This is a genomic window from Companilactobacillus kimchiensis (genome assembly GCF_001438805.1).
Taxonomy (GTDB): Bacteria; Bacillota; Bacilli; order Lactobacillales; family Lactobacillaceae; genus Companilactobacillus; species Companilactobacillus kimchiensis.
In genome coordinates, this window is sequence record NZ_JQCF01000010.1 from 58,825 (window position 1) to 85,023 (window position 26,199).

The following is a 26,199-nucleotide window of genomic DNA, read 5'->3' on the forward strand; positions in this document are numbered from 1 at the left end:
TTAAAGTATTAAAGTACTTCTACAGATGCAGTTGTAACACCGTATGAAGGAATTTGGTTATTTGGCATAGCAACGTCTAATTGGTTAGGGTTACTATAAGCAAATGTACCTGTATCATTAACGGTTCTGATCAAGACTGTACCATCTGAAAGTGTAATCTTTAGAGTTGTTCCCTTAGGGAATACTGAAAGGTTAGCAGCAACACCGCTATAACCCATATTTGAACCTAATACAGCTGGATCATAGAAAGAAATCTTAAATGTTCCTTGTGATGTACCAGTTGCACTTGTTTGTGTTTGAGCAGCACTTTGAGTTGTTGCTTGTGCATCAGTTTGTGCTGTTTGTGTTTGTGCTTGTGTGTCAGCTTGATAACTTGTATCTTCAGTAGTTGCTTGTTGTTGTGTGGCAGTTGTATCTGTTGTTGCTTGAGCAACAGATGTATCTGTATTTGTAGTAGTAGCACCAGGTAATGTAATTGTTTCTCCTGGGAAGATCAAGTCAAATCCGCCAACTTCACGGCCGTTTGCTTGTTCTAGTTCAGCGATTGTTACACCACTGTTAGCAGCAATACTCTTGTAAGTGTCTCCTGCTTCAACTTGAACATGGTTACTGTCGATTGTTACTGCAGCTTGAGCAGTCTTGGCTGTTGCTGAGATTGCTGTTAAAACTGTAGCACTTACTAAAGCGATAGATAAAACTTTTTTCATGAATTAATTACATCCTTATGTTTAAATTGTTTAGCCCTCATTTGCTATGTTGCATATACTAACAGGTATTTATTACACAACAACGACTGTATAGTTACAAAAAACGACCTTTCTGTAATCTTAGTAATATAACTGAAACAAACAAGTGTTCTATCGTTGGTGCATCACGATTCCTATTTTTATAAAAATGAGAATAAAAACTCACTTATTCTGAAAATTATTGGTTATTTTATTAGTGATTAAGTTATAAAAAGATTAAAAAAAGTGCTGTAAACACCATTATCTAGGTGTTTACAGCACTTTTTTAATATAAATCATAATTAGAAAGAACTTTTTAAAACGATAACTTAATTGCTATGTTTTTTCTGAAACTCAGCAATTTCTTTATATTCTGGTTCCAATCTTTCCGAAACTCGAATCCAAATTGGCAATAATTCACGATAAACTTCAAAATTATCCGTATTAGGATGATGAATATCGGTTACACCGATCATATCTTTCACAACTGATAGATCATCCACATACCCCAAAGCATACATCCCCAAAACGGCTGCCCCTAAACAAGAACTCTCAAAACTTTCGGGAATCGTTACATCTTGTTCAAAAATATCCGCCAACATTTGACGCCACAAGGACGATCTAGCAAAACCACCAGTTGCTTGAATACTCTTGGGTTTACCAGTTAGTTTTTCAATCGTCAACATTACCACATAAAGATTATAAACAATTCCTTCCAAAGCAGCACGGACCATATGAGCTCTGGTATGTTTGCGCGTTAAACCAAAGAATGATCCTCTGGCATAAGCATTCCAGATCGGTGCACGTTCCCCACCTAAATATGGATGAAATAACAAACCATCTGACCCGGCAGGAATTTTTTCGGCAATTTGAGTCAAAATATCATAGGTCGAAACTTGCATCTGTTCAGCAGTAATTCTTTCCGGAGCAAACAATTGATCTTTGACCCATCGGAAAACAATTCCACCATTATTGACTGGACCACCGACAACCCATTTATCCTTTGTCAAAGCATAACAGAATAATTTACCATCAGGATCCACTACTGGTTTATCAACAACTACTCGCACCGCCCCACTGGTTCCGATTGTAACTGCTACAACGCCAGGATCGATTGCATTGACTCCCAAATTTGATAAAGTTCCGTCACTAGCGCCGAAAACAAAAGGTGTTTCTGGTGAAATATTTAATAAATCTCCATATTTTAAATTAATGCCTTTAATCGTATCAGTCGGTTCAACTAAGTCAGGTAATTGGTCTTCTGAAATATGTAATAATTCTAAAGCCTGTTGGTCCCATTTTAATTCAAAAATATTAAACATTCCCGTTGCCGAAGCAATCGAGTATTCCATTTTATAAACTCCAAACAGACGGAAAAAAACATAAGTTTTTATATCAATAAATTTTTTAGTTTGCTTAAATAGTTCCGGTTTTTCATTTCGCAACCAAATAATTTTTGATAAAGGTGCCATTGGATGAATTGGGGTACCCGTTTTGGCATAAATTTGCGCACCAATTCCGTTATTTTTGAGTTCATCACTATATTTTGCGGCACGATTATCAGCCCAAGTAATTGCTCGCGTCAATGGTTGGTCATTTTGATCCATCAGAATCAAACTATGCATTGCTGAGGAAAATGAAATTCCCTTGATTTCAGAAGATTGAACTTTCCCTTTACGAATCACTTGTCCTAATACCTCAATAACGGCATCAAAGATATCTTCAGGGTCTTCTTCAGCCATATCTGGTATATCTTGATACAATTGATAACCGGTATTTGCATATGCTATAACTTTACCCTTCATATCATAAAGAACACTTTTGGTACTTGTTGTGCCAATGTCGACACCAATCATATACCCCATAACTGTGAACTCCTTTTATATAGTAGAAACTTGTTTAATTGTAAGCAGTGAATATCATAATGTCTACTTTTGAACTATAAAAAAATAATTCGTTTAAATTACCTCAGGTCTTTCTAAGAATAAGCAAAAATCCTGTATTGACTGAAAAATATCAGTTAATACAGGATTTTTGTGGAAGACGGGAAGTTAAGTATACTCACGCTCTAACTGAATTTCAGAAAGTCCTACTACTCTACGAATCATTTCTTTTTTTGTTAATCTTTTGACTGCAATTCATCACGTAAAATTCCATATTGCATTGAATCATAATACTTTCCTTCATAATAGCGGACTTGTCGAATACAAGCTTCCTCTTTCATACCTACTTTTTGAGCCACATGCATCATCCGGGGATTCCCAGACCATGTTGTTAAACCAACATGTGGAAAATCATAAGTTTTAAAAAGATACTCTATAAATAATTTCAAAGCCTGACTACCGATATGCTTATCCCACATATCTTTTGGATAAATTGTAATTCCCATATCAATCCAGCGCTTTAGGTCACCATCTTTAAAATGGGCTCCCACCGATCCAACAATTTTATCATCATAAGTGATAACCAAATGTTCTTGATTGTTTATCCAATTTTTATAAGCAAGAACATTGATAAATTCTTCCTTACTGGGTAAATCATCATGAAAATATGGACCATTTAATTTTGTCCAATCAGCATTGGGATCACTGAAAGCAGTCTGCCAGAATTCCTCAACTTCCTCTGGCTGTAATTGTCTAATTTTAACTTCTGCCATTTCTAGACCTCCAAAAAATAAAAAAGATTTGTCATATTATTATATGACAAATCCCTCTATTAAAAATAAATATATTAATATCTTAACTAATTTGTAGTAGCTGCTGGTTCTCTACTACCTAATCTTACCTTTTCAACTGCATGACTTGCTTCAAGATCTTCTTCTTTAAATCCGAATAAGTAAGTACATGTAAAGGAAACAATGATTGTAACAACTGTTGCAATTAAGTAACCTGTAAAGCTACTATCGATACCTTTAGGATTAATAAATGAAGCAAATCCAATTAGTGATCCAGCAAAGCCCCACATATCGACATGTAGCATTCCTGTAATTAAACCACCGACAGCACTACCGATATTAGCTGTCCAGAAAATACGACCATATTTCAAATTAATACCATACATAGCGGGTTCTGTAACACCGGAAAAGGCTGAAAGTGTTGCGGCACCGGCAATTTGTTTCATGTCGATATTCTTCTTTGTCTTAAAGAAGACTGCCATAGCAGCGGCACCTTGAGCTACCATTGTAGCTGAAACGATGGCATTCAAAGCACTGTGTCCAGTTGTAGCAATTTGACTAGCAACGACTGGAATAACGGCCCAATGTAAACCAAAGATAACCAAGCATTGATAGAATCCACCAATCAACAATCCTGAAATTGCGGGACTAAATTTCAATAGAGCTACGATACCATTTGCTAAATATGAACTCAATAAAGTAATAACTGGTCCAACAATTACGATAATAACGGCACTAACAATAAATACCTCTAGTAAGGGACTTAAAATCATCCGTAAAGAAATAATAATATGTTTCTTAAGCCAAGGTTCAATCTTAGCAGCCAACCAAGCAGCAGCAATCATTGGGAAAATTGAATATGTGTAGTTAGCCACGTGGATTGGAATACCGAAGAAATCACCATTAATATTCATAGCTGTACTGCTAGTCTTTGTAGCAACGGCAACCAAAGTTGGATATGCCAAGACACCACCGACAACACCCATGATAATCTGGTTTGCTCCCAAACGTTTAGCAGCTGTAAAACCAACTAAAATAGGTAGGAAATAAAAGACCGAATCACCCATAGCGTTGATGATCATATATGTGGAACTTGTTGGTGAAAGCCATTTAGCTGAAACGATTAATGCTAAAAGTCCCTTTAAAATACCTGAAGCAGCTAACAACCCAATAACGGGCATCATGCTGGCAGTAATAACACCAATTAGAGCACTAAAATAAAATTTGGTCTTAGGCCAAACACCCTTAGGTGCCGGAACCTTCTCAGCTTTAACAGTAGAATCGTCACCGAAACCAGGTCCTAAAGCTTTAACGACTGCATCGTAGACATCATCAACTGCAGGTCCAATAACAACTTGATATTGGCCTCCGGCTTTGGCAACATCCAAAACGCCCTTCATATTTTTGATAACATCATCATTGGCTTTGTTATCATCTTTCAAATAGAAACGAACCCGGGTAATACAATGAATAACATTCTCAACATTTGCTGCACCACCAACATTTTTAACAATGTCCTTACCTAATTCCTCATAATTAACATTCTTAGTTGGTTTAACTGTTGCTTCACCTGGAGCCATTGGTTCTACTTCAGCAACCTCAGCGCCTGCTTTAACTGCTCCCTTGTTAACATGAATCTCTTTAACAGTTTTGGCAGTATTAGTTATAGCAACGATCACATCTGTTACCTTACCAGCTTTCTTGACTGCGTCAATATCCATTGTTGCAATCTTGTCACCAGCTTTAACAGTATCTCCCTCTTTAACAAAAAGATTAAAGGGAGCCCCATTTAGTTCAACTGTATCGACACCCATGTGAACTAAAACTTCAAGCCCATCATCTGTACTGAATCCTATAGCATGCTTAGTCGATGCGACTAACATTACTTTCCCAGTAACTGGGGCCACAATATCCTGACTGTTAGGTATTATCCCATAGCCCTCACCCATATCCTTTTCAGAAAACATGGGGTCATGAACTTCAGCCATATCAATTGCTTGTCCAGAAACAGGAGCAAGCATTTTAACTGTACCTTTCATAAGAAAGCACCTCCTTAAATATTCGTAACCGGTTACATCTTTCTTTATTACTATAATACATCTTGTCCTGTATAAACATCAAGTTAGAATAAAAAATATTATAAAAAACATACTAAATCAATATTTCGATGGTGTATAATACATTTTGTATGAATATGTTTAAACATATATCAACTACTATGCTTTGCTATTTTATGGAGGAACTAATTATGAAACCATTATACGTGAGAGTTACTAATGATCAGATTATGTACTCAGATAGTGAAAATACTATAGATGAAAACCGTTTTGAATTAGATAATAATTCCGAATTAAAGGTCAATTTACAATCATTCAAGGATAGTTTAAATGATTCAATTGATGTAATCGTCATTACTAATTCAACGGAATATCTTTTAAAGGAGAATATTCTTTCTTATAATAACCAACCGACCGACTTTGGAAGTGAACTAGAAAACATTTTCCATATTCCGGTTATTAATATAGAAGCAATCGAAAATTCTAATCTTTTATCAGCCACTGAAAAAGAATTATCTTATTCAACTTGGCATTTAGATTACTTTGGCGTCGATCATGGTAAACGCCAATATGGTCAAGAATCAATGCAAACAATTGGCAATGGTTTCTTCGGTTTACGTGGAACTTATTTAGAAGCTCATGCCAATAACGACAATTATCCAGCTACTTATGTTGCGGGTGTTTTTAATCAACTTGCTACCCCTATCAACGGTCGTAACGTTATCAATGAGGATTTAGTCAATTTACCTAACGCCCAATTTATTACTTTCAAAATCGACGATGGTGATTATTTCAAAATTGATGAAAAATACATAATGGAATCACTACGTTCCCTCAACTTAAAAACTGGTGTTCTAACTATTACCATGTTGATTAAATTAGCCGATGGCAAAGAGTTAAAAATTGTTGAGAAAAAAGTGGCTGGCCTTAAAAACTTCCACAATTACTACTTACAATATTCAATTCAACCTTTAAATTTCGACGGAAAAATCACAATTCTGACACAAATTGATGCCACTGTTATTAATTCTAATGTTGAAAGATATCGTAATTTAGCTAATAAGCATTTATCAACTGATAAAATAGAAAATAAAGCAACTACCTCTATTCTTCTGGCGCATACGACCCAATCTGATATTAAATTAGCTATCCGTGCTGACCTAAGTTACCCTGAAATAAACAACGCTAACTATGTTATCGACAATCAGCCTGAAATTGCAGGCCAAATTGTTACTTTTAATGCCAAGACTAACAGTATTTATACATTTGAAAAAAATGTTGCCATTTTTACTTCATTGGAAACAAAGAGCACAATTGAAAATGTAGTCACCGACCATGAGTTCTTACCAAACTTTCAATCCGCAGTTGATCATTCAACTAAGAATTGGCAAAAAATTTGGAACAAAGAAGACGTCGTTATAACGGGTGATTTAACTGCTCAAAAGTTACTCCGCTTGAATAGTTATAGCATGACCAGCGCTGCACAAGTTAATGCCAACAAAGAACTCGATGCCTCAGTTGGATCACGTGGTTTGACTGGCGAAGGTTATCGTGGACATATTTTTTGGGATGAACTATTCGATATGAATTTCTATGTATTACATTCACCCGAATTAGTTAAATATTTACTTATGTATCGTTATAATCGTTTAGGTGCAGCGATGGATTATGCATCAGATGATGATTATAACGGCGCCATGTATCCTTGGCAAAGTGGCATGTACGGTGATGAGCAGTCACAAGAGGTTCATTTGAACCCCATTACTAATAAATGGGATCCTGATAATTCTAGAAAACAGCGTCATGTTTCCCTAGCTGTCGCCTATAACGTCTGGAATTACTACAATCTAAGTAACGATGAAGATTTCATGCGTGATTATGGTCTCGAAATGTTATTGAACATAGCTGAATTTTGGATCGATAAAGCAAAAATCGATAAGGTTACTGGCAAATACACCATTTCTAACGTTATGGGACCTGACGAATTCCACGAGAGTTATCCCGGTCATGAAAATGAAGGCCTCAAAAACAATGCCTATACTAATATCATGGTTAGTTGGCTCTTCCAAAAAATCAGTGACTTATTGAATTCAGAATCAAGCGATGTCATTGATGATAATTTACAACGAACTAATTTTTCCGATGAAGATCTTCAAAAACTAGATGATGTTAGACATAATTTGAAACTCGAATTTGAAGGTAATATTCTAGGTCAGTTTGAAGGCTACTTTGCTCTAAAAGAATTGGACTTTGATAAATATCGTCAACAATATGGCAATATTTCTAGAATGGATCGAATTCTAAAGGCACACAACGACTCACCCGATAATTATCAAGTCGCCAAACAGGCTGACACTTTGATGGCCCTCTTTAATATTCGAGAAAGTTCATTCTTAGATATTATGAAAGAACTTGGTTACCCTATTAGCAATCCCGAAAAGTTCATCAGCGATAACATCAAATATTACATTGCAAGAACCACTCACGGATCAACTCTTTCTAGAGTCGTTTATTCAATGCTGATGCTAAAAATCGGTGAAACTAAACTTGCTTGGAAATTATTCTATGAAGCCTTAACTAGTGATTACTATGATATTCAGGGTGGAACTACCGCTGAAGGAATTCACTTAGGAGTCATGGGTGCAACACTTAATGTTGTCACTTCATTCTTTGCCGGTGTTGATTATCGTGGTCAAGAATTGGAAATCAGCCCAATGGTGCCTGAGCAATGGGAAGAAATTGATTTTAATATGTCCTTTAAAGGAATCAACTTTAATTTCCAAATCACTAGTAACAATGTCAGCCTCAAGGCTGATCAAGATACAGAAGTAGTTTTTAAAGGTAAAAAATTGCCACTAACCGCTGATCAACAGATTGAATTATCATATTAATATTTAAAACCTCGAACAAATATGTTCGAGGCTTTTTTTTATTTATAAAAAATAACTTAACTTTTATACACATTCACCAGTACGAATAATTTTAAACATGCTAAAATAGTCATAATCTTTGAGAAAGGGATTTTAGACATATGATAGATCTGACACATGGAAGACCTATGAAAGTCATATTTCTGTATACAATTCCTTTATTATTAGGTAACTTTTTCCAACAGTTTTATAGTTTTATCGATACATTAATCGTTGGGAAAACAATCAGTGTTGATGCTTTGGCAAGTGTCGGTGCAACGGGGGGACTAACTGGGTTAGTAATTGGATTTGCCCAAGGTATGACCAGTGGTTTAACTATTTTGACTGCTAGGAAATATGGGGCTAACGACGAGAAAGGCGTTCGACAAAGTTTTGTATCGGGAATTATAATTTCTATTTGTATCGCTGTTGTCTTCACTATTCTTGCGCTTCTAATTGCCTATCCTTTACTTGTAGCAATGCAAACGCCGAAAGTTTTAATTCATGATTCATTTATCTTTTTGGAAATAATCTTTGCAGGAATATTTTCTTTTGTCGGTTTCGACTTTTTAGGAAATACGATGCGGGCTTTGGGGGATTCACGTGTTCCACTATTCTTCTTGATCGTAAGTACAGTTCTCAACATCCTTTTGGAACTTGTCTTTATCCTTTACTTACACATGGGAGTAGCTGGTGCCGGATTAGCCACGGTTGTCGCACAAACTATTACTTTTATTATTTTATATTTTTACATTCGAAAACACATTCCGTACTTAATTTTGACTCGGAGTGACTTTAAGATTGATAAAAAAGAAATTAAGGAACTCTTGAGTATCAGTTTACCCATGGGGTTCCAATCTTCAATCATTGCTATCGGCTCAATAATTCTTCAAGTTATGTTAAATACACTTGGAGCTAACGCTGTTGCTGCTTATACAGTTGCTGGAAGAGTTGAACAGATTGCTACTTTACCTGCCTTTAGCTTTGGACTAGCTTTGGTTAACTATACTGCCCAAAACTTAGGCGCTAAGAAATTCGAAAGAATATTACAAGGTGTCAAAGACGGTGTTATTATTTCCGTTTCTGCCAGTTTAGTAATCGGTGCTTTCTTGATCATGTTTGGTCGTAGTATTTCGCACTTATTTATGAATGGTGCTCAAGATACTGTGTTAAATCTGGTCCAAATTTATTACTACTTCAATGGTTCATCCTATTTTATTCTCTCAATTTTATTTATTGTCAGATACACTTTGCAAGGCCTGGGCAATCAAAAAGCTCCCACTATTGCTGGTGTGGCAGAATTATTAATGCGGATCTTTGCCGGAATTGTTTTGATTCACTTCTTCGGTTTCTACGGAGCTGCCATGGCCAACCCACTTGCTTGGATCGGTTCAGTCCTAGTTCTTGTAAGTACTTGGAATATGGAAATTAAAAGACTTAGAGAAAAAAAGAGTTTGCTAGAAACCAAGGAGAGTGAGATATAATATTCTTAATTTTCAAATATAAAAATAAACAAGCTGTAGTAATCCGAAAAACGATTACTACAGCTTGTTTATTTTGGAACTATGCTATTCTTAGCATTAATTTAATGCATCAGCACATTCAGTTAAAGCATCTTCAACAGCCGGGATTCGACCAACATAATTAAGGAATGCATGTCCCAATCCACCATAGCGAATATATTTAGCTGTACATCCCGCCATACCAACCTTTTGAATAAAGGCTTCATCTTGTAGTCTAAAGGGATCAAACTCCCCCGTCATAACAACGACATTTTTAAAAATCAATGGATCTGCGTAAAGTGGTGATAAAATTGGTGCACTCAGATCAACGTTCTTATGATTCGTATAAAAATCAGTCATTATCGTATCAAGTTGTTTAAATTGCGTATAGTTATTATGCAAAGCACGTCTTTGTTTGTCATTAATGGGAATCAAACGATCATTCCAAAGTGATCCGTTATGATTCGAACCATGTACTACGGTTGGATAGAATAAAATATTTTTATAAATATCACAAATCCCTGTCAAATGGCATAACTCACTGACCCCCAAGGCTATTGAGGCACCAGCAGAATCGCCGGATAGGGAAACCGTTTGATAATGATTGCTTGCTTCCATCGTGACTGCTAAACTATCTTCTATTCCTGATGGATATGGTTTTTCTGGTGCAATTCCGTAATCAACGCTATAAATCACTCCATTAAACTTTGTAGCTAAAAGATTTAGAAATGGTAAGGTGTCCTCTGGTGTCCCACCATAATAGGCTCCACCGTGTAGATAAACTAAAGCTTTATTGGAAGTTATTTGATCTTTACGATAAATCTTAAGATAACGAACGTGACGATCCAATTCATCCGTATATTCATTATCAATTTGGATATTGGGGTACTTGGTCTCAGGAATATCATCGTGGTTGTTCCCGTCACGTAATTGGGTTAAATCATTGGGTAAACTGGGTTCGTCAGACAAGTTTTTTAAATGATCATAAATAATCGGTTCATATGAATGTGTATCTACTCGATCTTTGACAATCATTTGAACGTTTTTTAAATGTGGTATATCTACTGAATCAATTTGGCCTAAACGACTTAGTTCAACATTATAATCATTTCTAATCATAACTATCACCATCCTTTTTTATATTCAACCGCCAATAGCTCTCATTTCTATCACAATAATTATACATCCTGTTTAAACAAATATAGAATTAAATTATAATAATTCTTTTTATCTATCTTGACATCAAAAATCACAACATTTAATGATTGACCAGACAATTTGTATCAATATAATTAACCTAACGAGGTGGTTCACTTTGAAATTAGACAATAAATATTCTGCACGTCAACAAAATTTAAAATCCATTCTTTACTTATTGGACGAATATGATGAACTATCTGCTAAACAATTAGCTGCTTTGACTGGGTTAAGTATCGTTAGTATCAATAAATTACTTGATGTTATCAGTTCAAATAGTGAAATTATTGCTACTGATTTTTTAAACACTCGCGGCCGCCGTGCCAAAATCTATAAGCTTAATTATGACGTCTTACAATTAGGAATCATTCAGTTAGTCGAAACTGACAATAAAATCAAAGCTACTTACTTTTTGACCAACCTTGCTGGGAAAATCATCTATAAAGAATTCAATGATCAAGAAATTACTTCGGTCACACAATTAATTGATTTTATAAAGCAAGCCATTGCCGAACATGGCAGTCCACAGAAAATCATTATCGGTGTTCCTGGGGCTGAATTGGATGGTTATTTGCAAATCAGTGATATCAAATCACTACAAGGCATCAATTTATCATTGGCCATCAAAAAGGCTGTCAATATTGAAACCATCATTGTTAATGATGCTAATGCTGGCACTTTTGGAGCTGCAATCGAATTAAACGAAAGTGAAAATATTGCAGTAGGAATTTACTTTCCCAATAATTTTGGCCCCGGTGTCGGTATTGTGATCAATAACCGTTTGATTAATGGTGCTGACGGTTTAGCTGGTGAGATCGAATACAGTACAGTCGACACTAACGACAATGTTTGCCAGCAAATCATGCAACACATTCAAAATATCATTAGTTTCTTAGATCCCAATTTGCTTATCGTTTACGCGGCGAAACTTTCACTAACTGACTTACAAATAGAGCAAATCAAACAACACGTTCAAAATAATTTGCCATTACATAACAAATATCAATTGGATTTCAATCGTGATTTTGAAAAAGACTATCTAATTGGTCTAACTACTATTGGTCGTAAAAATATTTTGGAGCACTTAATCGCCAATTGAAAACGTTTTACCAATTTGGTACAATATCCGTATCTTAATTAACCACGTTTAAAAAGGAGCATTCTATGATCAAATTAATTGCAATCGATATCGACGACACCCTCTTAAATTCCCATGGCAAAATTACTGCTGCCACGAAAAAGGCCCTTCAAAAGGCCTTACAGCAAGGTATAAAAATCGTTCTTTGCTCTGGTCGACCTTTGGCCGGCGTCAGTCCTTACCTCAAGGAACTTGGTATTGAGGGTGATGAACAATATGTTATTACCTATAACGGTGGTTTAGTCGAAACTGTTTCCGGTCAAGTTTTGTCCCGTCAAACACTTAATAATGCCGCTTATCGTCAAATCGTTAAATACGTTACTGATCATCAAATGCAATATTATGTCCTTGATGATCAAAGTAATGTTTACACTTCTAACCACGATATTAATCGAATTGCTGTCGTTCAAGCTTGGGAAAACAGTGCCGGTATTTTGGTCAGGAACCCTGATGAATTAGCAACTGATTTTGAAATTACCAAGGCCGCTATCGTTGGTGAAAAGGCTGACCTTGATCAGTATGAACAACCCGTTAAAAATGAATTCTCTGACAAATTTTATGTCGTCCGTGCGGCTGATAATTTCTTAGAAATCATGCACCAGGGTGTTAATAAAGGGATTGGCTTGGAAAAGCTAACTGAAATCTTATCCATTAACTCAGATGAAGTCATGGCAATTGGGGATGAACAAAATGATATTCCTATGTTTAAGTTTGCTGGTACCGCTGTTGCTATGGGTAATGGTTCTAAACTAGCTAAAGAACACGTTGATCATATTACCGATACTAACGATAATGATGGAATTGCTAAAATCCTTGATAAATTAGTCTTCTAACGGTTATTCAGCAATTAATAATTAAGCTCAAAAACAATTGCTTGAAAATAAGTTTGTAGGATAAAATTAGGCTCTAAGTAGTGCAGGATCAATTTGAAATTGGAGAGGGATTTACAATGACAATTAAATTAGTTGCAACTGACATGGATGGTACTTTTTTAACCGATGATAAACATTTTGATAAGGAACGTTTTGGTCGAGTTTATGACTATATGATCCAAAATAAAATTCAATTCGTATCTGCCAGTGGCAATCAGTACCGACAATTACGAAACTTCTTTAAGGATTTCCCTCAAACACTTTTTGTTGCTGAAAACGGTGCTTTAGTCGGTAGTCATGATAAAATTTTTCGGACAGATGTTTTTGATGATGAATTAACTCAAAAAACAATCAAAATTCTTAACAGTCTACCTGATATTCAAACTGTTTTCAGCGGTCAAAAATCAGCTTACGTACTCGATACTGCTACACCTGAGTTTTTTAAAATGAGTAATTTTTATTTCCCAGAAATCAAAAGCGTCACTGATTTAGCAACTATCAATGACAAAGTTTTGAAATTCTCACTTAGTTGTCCACCAACTGAAACTGAAGCCTATATGGATAAATTGGCTAATTTAATTGGGCCAGAGGTTTCTATTGTCACTTCTGGCCATGGTGATATCGACGTTATTCGTGCCGATGTTAATAAGGCTACCGGTTTAAAGTACCTATCCGAATTACTCAACATCAAACCTGAAGAAATGTGTGCTTTTGGTGATGGTGGTAATGATCTTGAAATGCTCCGTTACGTTGGTCATGGTGTGGCTATGAAAAATGCTTCCGAAATTGTACATCAGACTGCTAAATACGAAACAGTCGACAATAATCAACAAGGTGTAATTCAACATTTAGAGGAAATGTTTGAGCTTTAAAATTCATTTTTTGACGATAAAAGGCGTACGGTCATTGACCATACGCCTTTTTTTATGTCTAATTTTCAAAATATTTTTGTTTTTCTAATTCCCAATATTTTTTGTCACTATCATTTATCTTTCGAAGAACCCGACAAGGATTTCCTACAGCAATCACATTATCAGGAATATCTTTAACCACGATGGATCCGGAACCGATTATCACGTTGCTACCGATAGTTACACCTGGATTTATAACAACATTGCCGCCAACCCAAACATCATTACCAATCGTAATTGGTTTACCATATTCAAAGGCCTCATTTCTAATAACTGCATCAATCGGATGTCCGGCCGTATAAAGTCCAACTCGTGGTCCAAAGAAAACATTGTTGCCAATTTTTACTTCCGCAATATCAAGAATAATCGTTTCATAGTTAGCATAGAAATTATCACCAACTACGGTATGAATACCATAGTCAGTATAAAATGGTGGTTCCAGATAAACGCCTGTTCCACTCTGCTTAAAAAGTTTTTGAATAATACTTTTTCGCTCATCAGTTTGATCTTCTGTAGTGTGATTGTATTCTCGAACTAACTTCTTAGCTCGATGGAAATCTACTCGTAATTCAGGATCATGGGCAATATATAAATCGCCAGCCAACATTTTTTCTTTTTCTGAACGCATACTAATACCTCATATTTTCTAAAATTAACTAGTTACAGGATAACAATTTTTCAATGTAAATGGATACAATTTTAAAATTTAAAAGTTCTAAATTATGTCACAAAATTTCTAGTAATTAAAATGTCGAACAAATAATGATTCTATGACCAAAATACTTGGTTTTCTTGCCTACTCCTATGTATAATAGTTAAAAAGCTGTAAGCGCACTCATTTAACATAAGGAGATTTAATATATGCAAGATAGTTTAATATTGCAACTGCTCGGTGAATTCATCGGGACATTAGTTTTAGTTCTATTAGGGGACGGCGTCGTTGCTGCCGTTAGTTTAAAAAAATCTAAAGCTGAGGGTACTGGCTGGGTTGCCATTGCTCTTGGTTGGGGACTAGCTGTTACTTTAGGAATTTACTGTTCAGCATTCTTGAGTCCCGCTCATTTGAACCCTGCTGTAACCGTAGGTATGGCTATTGCCGGAGTTTTCCCCTGGTCATCAGTTATCCCTTACATCATTGCTCAAATATTAGGAGCAATCGTTGGGGCAGTAATTGTCTGGATCAACTATTATCCACATTGGCAAGAAACTAAAGATTCCCAAGCTATTTTGGGAGTTTTCGCCACTGGACCAGCAATCAGAAATTATTTCTTTAACTTTATCAGTGAATTTATCGGCACTTTCGTCTTAGTTTTCGCCTTATTAGCCTTTACTCGAGGCAAATTTACTGAAGGTTTAAATCCAATGGTTGTTGGATTATTGATCACTGCGATTGGCTTCTCACTTGGTGGAACAACTGGTTATGCCATTAACCCTGCCAGAGATTTAGGACCTAGAATTGCTCATCAAATTTTACCAATTGCCAACAAAGGTGATTCTGATTGGTCATACAGTTGGGTTCCTATTTTAGGACCTTTGGCTGGTGGCGCAGTTGGTGCCTTGTTATACTTATTAATTCCATAATTAAAAATATCCCTCAGGCTGAAATTAAGCTTGGGAGATATTTTTTTACTTAATGGTTAAAGCCTTTAGATTATTTTCGATTGTCTCTAACGGCGAATCAACTTGGGCTAAAGTAGCCGCCGTATAGGCACCTTCTACCAAAGCTACATCATATTTATGAATCTTACGGTCGGTCATTTCCATTAGCATTTCCAAGTTCATCTTTGAACTGCCGAGATCATAAAAGGCCAAAATTTCATCACCAGTGTTGTCATCAACAGCCTTCTGAATTTTCTCCAAAGAAGAACCAATTCCATTGTCCTCCGTTCCTCCAGCAGTCGTGATCGATAAATCTGGTGCTGCCTGCGAAATTAGTTGCTTAACTCCTTGGGCAATATCATATGAATGAGAAACGATTACAATTCCATATTTCATAATTTAATCTCCTATAACTTCGAGCAAAGATTCAAATAAATAAGCACTTGATTGAGAACCGGGATCAATGTGACCCTTAGACTTTTCCTCCAAGTAACTGGCACGTCCTTTAGTAGCCACCAATTCTTTAGATTTTACTAAAGCATCAGTGATTACTTGCTGGTTAAATTTATCCTCTGACAAAGCCTCACTAACTGGTTGCCAAACATCGATCATTGTCTTCATGCCATAATCTGATTCACCGCGACGTTTAAGACCATCAGTCCCAACTTTGATTAAGTCGCCTAACTCTAGATTGTCTGTTTTAACAGCTTTAGACATATCTAAAAAGGCCGTTCCATACAAAGGACCTGAAGCACCACCAACTTTTTGAATCATGGCAAAGGCAGTCGTCTTATATAAATCAGCTAAGTTTTCAGGTTCCTTTTTAGCAAAGGCTGCACTGATAGCTTCAGCCCCACGATTCATATTCGTACCGTGATCCCCATCGCCAATCGCAGTATCCAATTCATTTAATACCACTTTATTAGTTTCCAATTTTTCAACAAATAAATCGATCCATTTTTTTGCATTTATTAATTCTATCTTCATCAAATTTTCCTCTCTACCAAGCGATTGTTGTCACTGGTTCCTTCAAATATTTGATCCATTCAGCATCAGCCTTCATGATTGTCAAAGAAATTCCTTGCATATCAAGGGAAGTAACCATATTGCCAACCTTACTAAAACCAACTGTAATATTTTTATCAACTAATTCTTTTAGAACATCATTGGCAAAAATATATTGTTCCATCAAGGGAGTTCCCCCCATACCATTAACTAAAATGGCAAAGGAACCTGTTTGATCTGGGAATTCACTGAGAATCTTTTCAATCAACTCGTGAGCCAATTCCTTTGATGGCTTGATTTTCTCGACGGCATAGCCACGTTCATTGTGAATCCCAATTCCATATTCAATCTCATCATTGGCCAATTCAAAACCAGGATGACCAACAGCAGGTACTGTCGCAGCATGTAAGGCAATTCCGATTGTCTTAGTATTATCGATCACCCTTTGTCCCAAGGCAGCAACATCAACTAAATTCATACCTGAACGAGCAGCAGCTCCAACAATTTTTTCAACTAAAGCAGTTCCGGCAACTCCACGTTTGCCCTGCGTAAACTCACTATTTTTCACTGAAATATCATCATCAACAACAATTGTCTTAATTTCGATATCATCGGCTTCAGCCATTTCCTTAGCCATATCAAAATTCATAACATCTCCTGAATAGTTTTTCACAACCAATAAAACGCCTTGACCCTGATCAACTGCTTCGATAGCTTCATAAATTTGATCTGGAGTTGGTGAAGTAAAGACCTCACCCGCAACGGCAGCACTCAACATTCCGTCACCAACATAACCAGCATGCAATGGTTCATGACCACTACCACCACCGGAGACAATTCCAACCTGTTTTTGTTCTTTAAACTTAGCGTCATTTCTGACCACAGCAGTTGTCCCATCAATCTGCTTGACCAAATCAGCATTAGTTTTCACTAAACCAGAAATCATTTCTGGCACAATATCCTCGACATTATTAATAATTTTCTTCATGCTTGCCCTCCTTGTATACGTTTACAATTATCATTATACTTTATCCATGAATTTATTGCAGACGTTCATTAGCATAAAAACAAGACATCATAATATTAATAAGTTATTACAGACATAAAAAAAGAGAATACCTTCGAGGCAAATTCTCTTTTTTTAATAAGGATCTATCTACAATTCTTGTCCATTAGACTCAATAACTTTTTGATACCAATTAAATGAAGCTTTTTTGTATCTATTAAGTGTTCCTTGACCATTGTCATCTAAATCAACATAAATGAAACCATAACGTTTACTCATTTGACCAGTTGAAGCACTAACTAAATCAATGCAGCCCCAAGGTGTATAGCCCATAACTTGAACACCATCATCGACCGCACCAGCAATCGCTTCGATGTGCTTACGAAGATAATCAATTCGATAATCATCTTGAACAAAATTATTTTTATCAGGCTTATCGATTGCACCCAAACCATTTTCAACAACAAAGACTGGTTTTTGATAACGATTATACAATTCATTCAAAGCGATTCTCAATCCAGTCGGATCAATTTGCCAGCCCCAGTCAGAAGCTTCTAGGAACGGATTCTTAACACCACCGACTAGATTACCATTAGCAGTTGCTAATTTCTTGTCAGTAACATTGATAGCTGTTGACATGTAGTAAGAAAAGCCAATATAATCAACTGGATTTTCTTTAAGAACAGCTAGATCATCAGCAGTCACATCAAGATCTTTGAAACTGAAACCATAACGATTCATCACTGATTCTGTATAGGCAGGATATGTTCCACGAACTTGAACATCACCACAGAAATGATTGAAGGCTTGATTCTCTTTCAAAGCAGCTAATTGATTAACCGGATTAGCATCGTAAGAATAAGTTGTCGCATACAACAACATACAGCCAATCAGAATATCTGGTCTAATTGCATGGGCAATTTTAACAGCCTTTGCACCTGCAACAAATTGATTATGCCAAGCTTGATAAATATTTTGCATCTTATCGCCACCGTTTGACTTAACCAAGCCTTGACCCATGACGGGAAAATGTAAAGCAGAATTGATTTCGTTGAAAGTCATCCAATACTTAACTTTATCAGCATAACGATTCAAAACTACTGACGCATATCTTTCATAAAATCCAATCAATTTACGGTTTTTCCAGCCGCCATACTCGGTAACCAAGTGTAGTGGCATTTCGTAATGACTAATAGTAATAACCGGCTCAATGTCATATTTCAAACATTCTGCAATCAAACGATCGTAAAATTCTAACCCAGCTTCGTTAGGTTCAGTTTCATCACCATTAGGGAAAACTCGACTCCAAGCAATTGAAAAACGGTAACATTTGAAACCCATCTCGGCAAATAATTTAATATCCTCTTGATAACGATGATAATGATCAATTCCGTTGTGATTAGGATAAGTATATTTCTTATCGTCCATGGTCCAATTGAAATCGGGTTGGTTAACTAGATTAAACCGTTCAGGACCACCAGGTAACACATCGGCAATTGACAAACCTTTGCCATCTTCGTTGTAGGCACCCTCTAATTGATTGGCGGCAGTCGCACCACCCCATAAAAATCCTTTTGGAAATTCAGTCATAATAATTCTCCTTTTTAAACGGCATAGAATGAAACAGTATCATTATCAACCGTAGTCTTATCACTTTGTACAATCTCAACAAATTCCTTAGTATTAGTCACGATAACTGGTGTCACGATGTCATAACCAGCCTTCTTGATAGCCTCTAAGTCAGCGATGACTAATAAGTCACCCTTCTTAACACGTTGGTTAGCTTTAACCTTAACATCGTATGGGGCACCTTTGAGTTCAACGGTATCCAAACCAATATGGATCAATAACTCAATACCATTGTCACCCTTCAAACCGATGGCGTGTTTGGTTGGAAAGACTGTTTCAACGACACCATCGAATGGCGCATAGAACTTACCCTCTTCAGGGATAACAGCAATCCCATCACCCAATAATTTTTGAGCAAAAGTTGGATCATTGACACTATCAAGCATAATTTGTTCACCCTTAACTGGGCTAAATACTTTCTTAGTTTCTTTAGTACCTGAAGCAATTTTTGAATCGTTGGTAGCATTATCGTTATCAGAAACAGTTGCAGTTACAGGAACAGTTCCTTCATCAAAACCAAAGACTAAGGTCAAAACAAATGTCAAAACAAAGGCAATTGCGATGACGATCAAAGCATAAATAAAGTTACTTGGAATAGCTTTGTTAACAAATTGTGGAATTGATAGGATTGAAGGAACCGCGAAGGCAAATGACTTCAAGTTGACGATTCCCATGAATAACCCGGCAATAGCACCAGAAATCATTGAGGCATAAAGTGGCTTCTTATATTTCAAAGTAACACCATACAAAGCCGGTTCGGTAACACCAGCTAATAACGCTGAAATAGCAGCGGCAGAAGCAATTTGACGAGTATTTTTATTCTTAGTCTTAAAGGCCACAGCTAAACTAGCGGCACCTTGACCGATATTAGCAGCCAACATTGCTGGAAGAATCAAACTATCTGGTGTAGCAAATGATGCAGCCAAGAAAATTGGAGCGAAAGCCCAGTGCATCCCGGTCATAACAATCAATGGCATAAAGGCAGCCATCAAAGGCATTGCTAACCAAGCAGCGTGTTTTTGAATCAAGAGTACGATACCTGATAATAATTCTCCGGCCCATGTACCTATAGGTCCAATAACAACAAGTGAAACGACACCGACAATAAAAATTTCAAGCAATGGTTTGAGAATACTCTTGAAATTAGCAGGAACTACTTTCTCTAAGAAAGCCTCCAAATATTTCATAGCCCAAACAATCAATAGAATTGGAATAACGGAACTAGAATAACTAGCCGCAGTAACTGGCAAACCCATCAAATGGATAGCTTTTCCAGAATTGACTAGTGAAATGAAATTAGGATGAATCAAAATGGCACCAGCAATTACGGCCATCATTTGATTAACCTTGTGATATTTTGAAGCAGTAATAGCTAATTCGATTGGTAAAAAGTAGAATGGCGCATCACCGAAAACACTGATAATCGTATATGATTGACTCTTCGTACTCATCCAACCGACAGTCGTTAGGAGAATCAAGATAACCTTGATCATCCCACCGCCGATCAACGCTGGAATTAATGGTGACATACATGATGAAATGAAACTGGTAAATTGATCAAATAAATTACCCTTGGATTCTTTATCATCAGTCTCAGTAGCATCAGCACTTTCGTCAGTTGGAAAATTACCTAATTTAACAACTTCATTATAAAAATCTGAGACAGCATTACCGATAATTACTTGGTATTGGCCATTTTGATGATTTATTCCCATAACGCCAGGAATCTGTTTAACTTTTTCGTCGTCAACTTTACTTTCATCTTTTAACCTGAATCGTAAACGTGTTACACAGTGGGTTAAATAATTAATGTTATCTTCCCCACCAACAGCGTCATAAATCTGTTTAGCAGAATCTTTTGCACTCATGACTGTATCTCCAAATTGTTTTATTTTTTCTTAATGTTGCCGCCTTCCACAAAAATTAAAATTCAGCTGGAACGTAGTGGGCACAACTTGGAGCCTCTTTTTAAGAGTCTTCAAGCTTGGCCTTATTCTAAGCCAGCAAAGTCCGCTGACTTAGAATAATCTCACTACTTAGCTGATTTCAATTTTTGCTCCAGGCCAGTGTATTTACTGTTTTGATTCTATTAATAAATGGAACATTATATGTTAATCAACAAATACATAACTAATCACAATGAAATTCATTTTTAAAATTAAGGCGTAAAAAAAGACCTAATCGTTTCTTTGAAAGAAACTAACTAGGTCATGCTCGCTTCTGCGATAACACCCTTTAAAACTATAAATCTTTAACTAAACGGCTAATATGAACCGTCAAATATAATAATTCTGAACTAGTAATCGTGAAATCATATTTATCTGAGATATACTCTTGAATTTTCTGTGAGCAACTAAATGGCTTGGCGTATCGATGTTCCAAGGTTGTTAGTAAATCATCATCATCTTCATCGTCGTAATGTTTTCCCTGCAAAACTCGTTGGGCAAAGAATTTCAAATGAGTGATGAAACGATAATAATTCAATGATTGTTCATCAAATTCAGTATTGAAGAAATTTTTAACAATATCCTCACACTCTTTGATGATCTTGGTAACTTCATAGGCTTGGTTTTGTTGAGAACTGTCTTCACTCTCAGCATTAATAAAGTGAATCGCAATAAAGGCCGCCTCATCATCAGCTAGATTGACTTGCTGTGACTGATTGATCACTTCGACAGCCTTAGTTCCGACCGCAAATTCATCTGGATAAAACCGAGCTACATCCCACTTCAAAGGATTACTCAACAACACCCCATCACGAGCACGTTTGACCGCCATATGAATGTGATCGGTCAGATTAACATAGATAATCTCATCAAGCTTTTTGCCAATCTTCATCTTGGCAAAGTTGATAATTCGCTCTGCTACTTCAATCTGATCCATTGGCACATCAATTACTAAATCGGTAAATTTGTTCATCGTTTCTTTATCATTCAAGAACAAAGTCTTTTCAACCTTAGTAATATCAACTGTTTCGCCAGCCTTCTTACCAAAAGTTATCCCAGGTCCCATGACAAGAACAACAACGTCGTTATGATTCGTTGCAATTGCAGCATTATTATTCAGAGCTCGTTTGATCTTCAAATGGTCACCCCTATTCAAAAAATAACTTAATAATCGCAGATATTTTAAAAATAAGTCATGCTCAATCACAAAATCGATAACACCTTATCAATAATACCTCTTAATTGTTAATCTATTTATCCGTTGTTAATGCTTATCTTATCGATATAACACGCAACATTAATGATTATTGTAGTTATTAATGTATGCGTTGTCAATAATTAGTATGCCAACTGTTATGATTTTTCAAAAATAAGATAAATATATACAAAAAAACAACTCCATAACGGAATTGTTTTATCTTTATGCCAAACTAGCTTTTGGCAAAATATTAATAATATAAAGTAAGATAACGAAAACCACGAACAATCCGTACATAATAGGATTGATTTCTTTTCTCTTACCAGCAGCGAGCATTGTAATTGGATAGATCAAGAATCCAAAAGCAATCCCGTAGGAAATGTTATAAGTTAGTGGCATACCAACGATGGTTAAGAAAGCTGGTAGCGCAATTTCAAATCTATCCCATTGAATTCCCTTCATTGATTGAGCCATCAAAGTACCAACGATGATCAGTACTGGTGCCGTTACGTTTCCTGTAACAACACTCAACAATGGAGAGAAGAACATTGATAGAGCAAACAAGACACCAACGGTAATTGAAGTTAAACCGGTTCTACCACCGACAGCAATACCAGCTGATGATTCCACATAAGCTGTTGGGGGAGTAGTACCAAAGACTGAACCGGCAACCATTGAAATTGAATCAGCCATCAAAGCGTGACCAATTCTTGGCATTTTACCATTTTCGTCTTGCATAACATCGACTTGTTCAGCCAAACCAATCAAAGTACCTGCTGTATCAAAGAAAGCAACCAATAAGAAGATGATCACAACTGCCCAAAGCTGTGGTTCTCTGATGTCACCGATATGAGCTACACCGACACCAAAAGTTGGTTTCAAACTAGGAATACCTGACACAATATGTGCTGGTGCTGGAATCAATTTAGTAGCTAAACCAAGTACGGTCGTAAAGACCATCCCAATAAAAATTGAACCAGGAACTTTACGAGCCATCAAGATAGCTGTAATTAATAATCCAGCAATCGTTAACCAAGTCGTTGGCACTGCGAATGAACCGATAGCGACAAGTGATGATTTACTTGCGGTAATCAGTCCCCCACCTTGTAAACCAACAAAGGCAATAAAGATACCCAGTCCTGAGGCGACCGCCAATTTTAAATCTTTTGGAATCGCATTAATAACGACTTCACGAATCTTCATAAATGATAGAACTAAGAAAATCAAACTGGCTACAAACACACCAGCCATAGCTGTTTGCCAAGGAATACCCATGGCAATAACAACAGAATAACTGAAAAAGGCGTTATCCCCTAAACCTGGTGCAATCGCAATCGGATAATTTGCTAAAACACCCATTAATACTGAACCAACAACCGCAGTCAAAGCAGTTGCTGTGAACAATGATCCTTTGTTCATCCCTGAGTCTCCCAAAACTTGAGGATTAACAAATAAAATATATGCCATTGAAACGAAAGTTGTTAAACCAGCTAAAATCTCACGTCTAACACTCGTCTTGGCTTCTTCTAGATGGAATAAACGCTCTAATAAGCTTAAATTCCCTCTATTATCTAATGAATTCATTATAAACGCCCCTTAGAAAATATAATCTCTTTTTCGAACTTATATAGTATTGCAGATTATTCGGGTTTTGACAAGAGAAATAGAAACATTTATATATTTTTACTCTAAATAGTTCGTATTTTGATATAAATATAATGTTATAGTTTGTTTTTTAATGAAATTCAAGATAGATAGGTCGATATAGTTCGTGTTTTGCTATATTATAATTGATTTTCAAAATATTTTGCAGCTATTGTTCCTAATCGCTTGGGAGCCTCTCTTTGAATGAAGTGACCTGTACCTGACCAAATTTCTTGTTTAAATCCCTTATCAAAATATTGAGACATATTTTGATTCATTCTGTAATCAGTACAAGTATCATCCTTACCCAAAATATTTAATGTCGGAACTGAGATTTTTTTCACCTTATCTAATCTTTCCTTCATATCAGCATACTTGCCGTCAAAGGGTGCATAGCCCCAACGTTCTCGATAAGTATTCAGTGTCACATCTGACCAATCGCTATTTTGAAAAAATTGCAGCAATTCATTTTGGGCTTGTGGATCCATTTCATATTTAGGACTCCATTCTTGCCACATATGTAAAGTAAATTCAGCTTTATTTTGACGAACATAGTGTTCGCCTTGAACCGTAATCATGTACCACTGATACCAATAATTTTGAATTTGGGTGATAGTTAAATTATCATAGCTTTTCCAACCTTCAGATAAAACAATCTCTGCTTTGACATACTGCTCTCCAAAAAGACTACTTAATACCAAAGCCGTTTGGGCACCCCAATCCTGACCAATAATCCTAACTGGACCCAAGTTTAATGCTTCAATAAATTGTCGTAAATCGTCGGCGAAAGCTAAGAATCCACCAGTTCGTCTAGTTTGGGTATTCAAAAATTCTGTTTTTCCAAAACCTCTCAATGAAGGCACAAAAGTCTGGTATCCTGCTTGATGTAAAATTGGTAAAATACCATCCCAAGTTCTAGCACAATCTGGCCATCCATGAACTAAAACAACTGGTTTCCCATCGGTTGGTCCACCAACCTCATATGCAATTTTTAACTCATTAGTCGTTATAAATTTTTCTATCATTATTAAATACCTCATTTTTTGTCGATGAAATAAGTATAATGGTCTTATGTGGTTCATAAAAATTGAACATTTTAATATAAACTATCAATAATTTTAATAGGTGAATTTAATGGATATTCAAAATCTCAATACCTTTCGCACTATTTTACAAACTGGAAGCTACTCTAGTGCAGCCCAGCAGCTTAATTACACACAATCTACCGTTACCGCGCAAATGAAAAAGTTAACTACTCTTATCGGTGAACCACCTTTTATTTTTCATGGCAAACAAATGCAGTTGACCGATGGTGGTAAAAAATTAATTCCTTTGGTCAATCAAGTATTAGCTGATTACGATAAAATTCTAGCTTTAAAATCACACCACCAAATCACCGGTGATCTTCGAATCTCAGTTCCCGAATCATTAATGCTGTATGGTTCAGGACCAATCTTTTCTCAATATGTTCGTGACTATCCTGAAGTAAATCTGATTATTAATAACGCCACTTGTCTCAAAAATCATGAACGTTTGTTAGCCGATCAAGCTGATATTGCTCTGATGCTTTGGACTCCACTCAGGGAAAATAAACAATTGCAGATCGATGACTTTGGTAAACAAGAGTTTTCATTAATTACTTCTATCGATGGTCCAGATACTTGGGGAGAATTAATGGAACTGGATCAAAAACACTTTGTCATTAACGAAAAAGAATGCGGTTATCGCTTAGCTTTTGAAAAATTTATTCAGTCAAAATCTATCGCCGATATTCAAACCATGGAAGTTTGGAGTTTAGCAGCAATCAAACAAACCGTGATTGATGGTTTGGGATTTTCCTTTTTACCTGATTTTGTAATTCAAGATGAATTACAGAATAAGTTATTAAAAAGAATTCCTGTTGATATTCCTACAAATTTACATATTCAATTATTATCTAGAAATAACTGGCAGAATCCAGCAATTAAACAGATGTTAGAGAATTTATCTAATATATTTTAAAGATCACATCTCCTTTAAATTAACTAAAATTAGCTATAAAAGCCACAAAATCTATTGTAGTTTTTATAGCTAATTTATTATTTCAAATTCAATTCATTTAAGTTAAAACCACCCCATATTATTCTTCAGGTTTGTAATCTTGATCAATAACTAAGATAGGCTTGATAGTATCACCACTAACAGAAT

General features: G+C 36.1%; 21 protein-coding genes. 7 read left to right on the plus strand and 14 right to left on the minus strand.

The features are described from left to right. Nucleotides 1-8: 8 nt before the first annotated feature. The 4 genes from IV57_RS06710 to IV57_RS06725 form a co-directional block, all read right to left on the minus strand. Nucleotides 9-707, minus strand: a complete 699-nt coding sequence (locus tag IV57_RS06710) for a DPBB and LysM peptidoglycan-binding domain-containing protein (protein WP_057880736.1) — start codon at nt 705-707, stop codon at nt 9-11. A gap of 347 nt (nt 708-1,054) precedes the next feature. Then, nucleotides 1,055-2,590, minus strand: a complete 1,536-nt coding sequence (gntK, locus tag IV57_RS06715) for a gluconokinase (protein ID WP_057880737.1) — start codon at nt 2,588-2,590, stop codon at nt 1,055-1,057. Between the two features lie 254 nt (nt 2,591-2,844). Continuing rightward, entirely contained in the window at nt 2,845-3,381 is a 537-nt protein-coding gene (locus IV57_RS06720; RefSeq protein WP_057880738.1) for a GNAT family N-acetyltransferase, read from the minus strand. Nucleotides 3,382-3,467: 86 nt separating this feature from the next. After that, complete coding sequence (locus tag IV57_RS06725) at nt 3,468-5,438, minus strand: PTS sugar transporter subunit IIABC (protein WP_057880739.1); 1,971 nt, start codon at nt 5,436-5,438, stop codon at nt 3,468-3,470. 209 nt (nt 5,439-5,647) lie between these two features. On the opposite strand from IV57_RS06725, the gene IV57_RS06730 reads away from it, so the two are divergent. Both IV57_RS06730 and IV57_RS06735 read left to right on the plus strand, forming a co-directional pair. Then, a complete protein-coding gene (locus IV57_RS06730; RefSeq protein ID WP_057880740.1) occupies nt 5,648-8,347 on the plus strand; it encodes a glycoside hydrolase family 65 protein in 2,700 nt (899 codons plus the stop codon). A gap of 140 nt (nt 8,348-8,487) precedes the next feature. Further along, nucleotides 8,488-9,849, plus strand: coding sequence for an MATE family efflux transporter (locus IV57_RS06735; protein ID WP_057880741.1), 1,362 nt, complete (start codon nt 8,488-8,490; stop codon nt 9,847-9,849). 96 nt (nt 9,850-9,945) lie between these two features. Here IV57_RS06735 and IV57_RS06740 read toward each other — a convergent pair whose 3' ends face one another. Further along, on the minus strand, nt 9,946-10,986 hold the full coding sequence (locus IV57_RS06740; RefSeq protein ID WP_057880742.1) for an alpha/beta hydrolase fold domain-containing protein: 1,041 nt from the start codon (nt 10,984-10,986) through the stop codon (nt 9,946-9,948). Nucleotides 10,987-11,182: 196 nt separating this feature from the next. Between IV57_RS06740 and IV57_RS06745 the strand changes: the two genes are divergently transcribed. The 3 genes from IV57_RS06745 (at nt 11,183) to IV57_RS06755 (ending at nt 13,946) form a co-directional block, all read left to right on the plus strand. After that, nucleotides 11,183-12,163: an ROK family protein gene (locus IV57_RS06745; RefSeq protein ID WP_057880743.1), complete on the plus strand. Its 981-nt coding sequence runs from the start codon at nt 11,183-11,185 to the stop codon at nt 12,161-12,163. A gap of 65 nt (nt 12,164-12,228) precedes the next feature. Beyond that, nucleotides 12,229-13,035, plus strand: coding sequence for a Cof-type HAD-IIB family hydrolase (locus IV57_RS06750; RefSeq protein WP_057880744.1), 807 nt, complete (start codon nt 12,229-12,231; stop codon nt 13,033-13,035). A 116-nt stretch (nt 13,036-13,151) separates the two neighbouring features. Beyond that, nucleotides 13,152-13,946 (plus strand): Cof-type HAD-IIB family hydrolase, encoded by a 795-nt coding sequence (locus tag IV57_RS06755; RefSeq protein WP_057880745.1) that lies wholly within the window; start codon nt 13,152-13,154, stop codon nt 13,944-13,946. Between the two features lie 58 nt (nt 13,947-14,004). Here IV57_RS06755 and IV57_RS06760 read toward each other — a convergent pair whose 3' ends face one another. Next, the gene (locus IV57_RS06760; protein ID WP_057880746.1) at nt 14,005-14,613 is read right to left on the minus strand and encodes a sugar O-acetyltransferase; all 609 of its coding nucleotides are present in this window, start codon (nt 14,611-14,613) and stop codon (nt 14,005-14,007) included. Between the two features lie 233 nt (nt 14,614-14,846). Here IV57_RS06760 and IV57_RS06765 point away from each other — a divergent pair, with 233 nt between their 5' ends. After that, entirely contained in the window at nt 14,847-15,566 is a 720-nt protein-coding gene (locus tag IV57_RS06765; protein WP_057880747.1) for an MIP/aquaporin family protein, read from the plus strand. 45 nt (nt 15,567-15,611) lie between these two features. On the opposite strand, the gene dhaM is transcribed toward IV57_RS06765, so the two are convergent. The 8 genes from dhaM to IV57_RS06805 all read right to left on the minus strand — a co-directional run bounded on the left by dhaM (nt 15,612) and on the right by IV57_RS06805 (nt 25,037). Then, a complete protein-coding gene (dhaM, locus tag IV57_RS06770; RefSeq protein ID WP_057880748.1) occupies nt 15,612-15,980 on the minus strand; it encodes a dihydroxyacetone kinase phosphoryl donor subunit DhaM in 369 nt (122 codons plus the stop codon). 3 nt (nt 15,981-15,983) lie between these two features. Next, a complete protein-coding gene (gene dhaL / locus IV57_RS06775; RefSeq protein WP_057880749.1) occupies nt 15,984-16,571 on the minus strand; it encodes a dihydroxyacetone kinase subunit DhaL in 588 nt (195 codons plus the stop codon). 13 nt (nt 16,572-16,584) lie between these two features. Continuing rightward, complete coding sequence (gene dhaK, locus IV57_RS06780) at nt 16,585-17,577, minus strand: dihydroxyacetone kinase subunit DhaK (protein WP_057880750.1); 993 nt, start codon at nt 17,575-17,577, stop codon at nt 16,585-16,587. A 168-nt stretch (nt 17,578-17,745) separates the two neighbouring features. Next, nucleotides 17,746-19,185 (minus strand): glycoside hydrolase family 1 protein, encoded by a 1,440-nt coding sequence (locus tag IV57_RS06785; protein ID WP_057880751.1) that lies wholly within the window; start codon nt 19,183-19,185, stop codon nt 17,746-17,748. Nucleotides 19,186-19,199: 14 nt separating this feature from the next. Next, nucleotides 19,200-21,092, minus strand: a complete 1,893-nt coding sequence (locus IV57_RS06790) for a beta-glucoside-specific PTS transporter subunit IIABC (protein WP_057880752.1) — start codon at nt 21,090-21,092, stop codon at nt 19,200-19,202. Nucleotides 21,093-21,465: 373 nt separating this feature from the next. Beyond that, entirely contained in the window at nt 21,466-22,308 is an 843-nt protein-coding gene (gene licT / locus IV57_RS06795; RefSeq protein ID WP_057880753.1) for a BglG family transcription antiterminator LicT, read from the minus strand. A 282-nt stretch (nt 22,309-22,590) separates the two neighbouring features. Next, nucleotides 22,591-23,952, minus strand: a complete 1,362-nt coding sequence (locus IV57_RS06800; RefSeq protein WP_057880754.1) for an NCS2 family permease — start codon at nt 23,950-23,952, stop codon at nt 22,591-22,593. A 200-nt stretch (nt 23,953-24,152) separates the two neighbouring features. Continuing rightward, on the minus strand, nt 24,153-25,037 hold the full coding sequence (locus IV57_RS06805) for an alpha/beta fold hydrolase (protein ID WP_057880755.1): 885 nt from the start codon (nt 25,035-25,037) through the stop codon (nt 24,153-24,155). Between the two features lie 109 nt (nt 25,038-25,146). Between IV57_RS06805 and IV57_RS06810 the strand changes: the two genes are divergently transcribed. Continuing rightward, nucleotides 25,147-26,013 carry a LysR family transcriptional regulator gene (locus IV57_RS06810; protein ID WP_057880756.1) on the plus strand — a complete coding sequence of 289 codons (867 nt, stop codon included), beginning with the start codon at nt 25,147-25,149 and terminating at the stop codon, nt 26,011-26,013. Nucleotides 26,014-26,199: the final 186 nt, after the last annotated feature.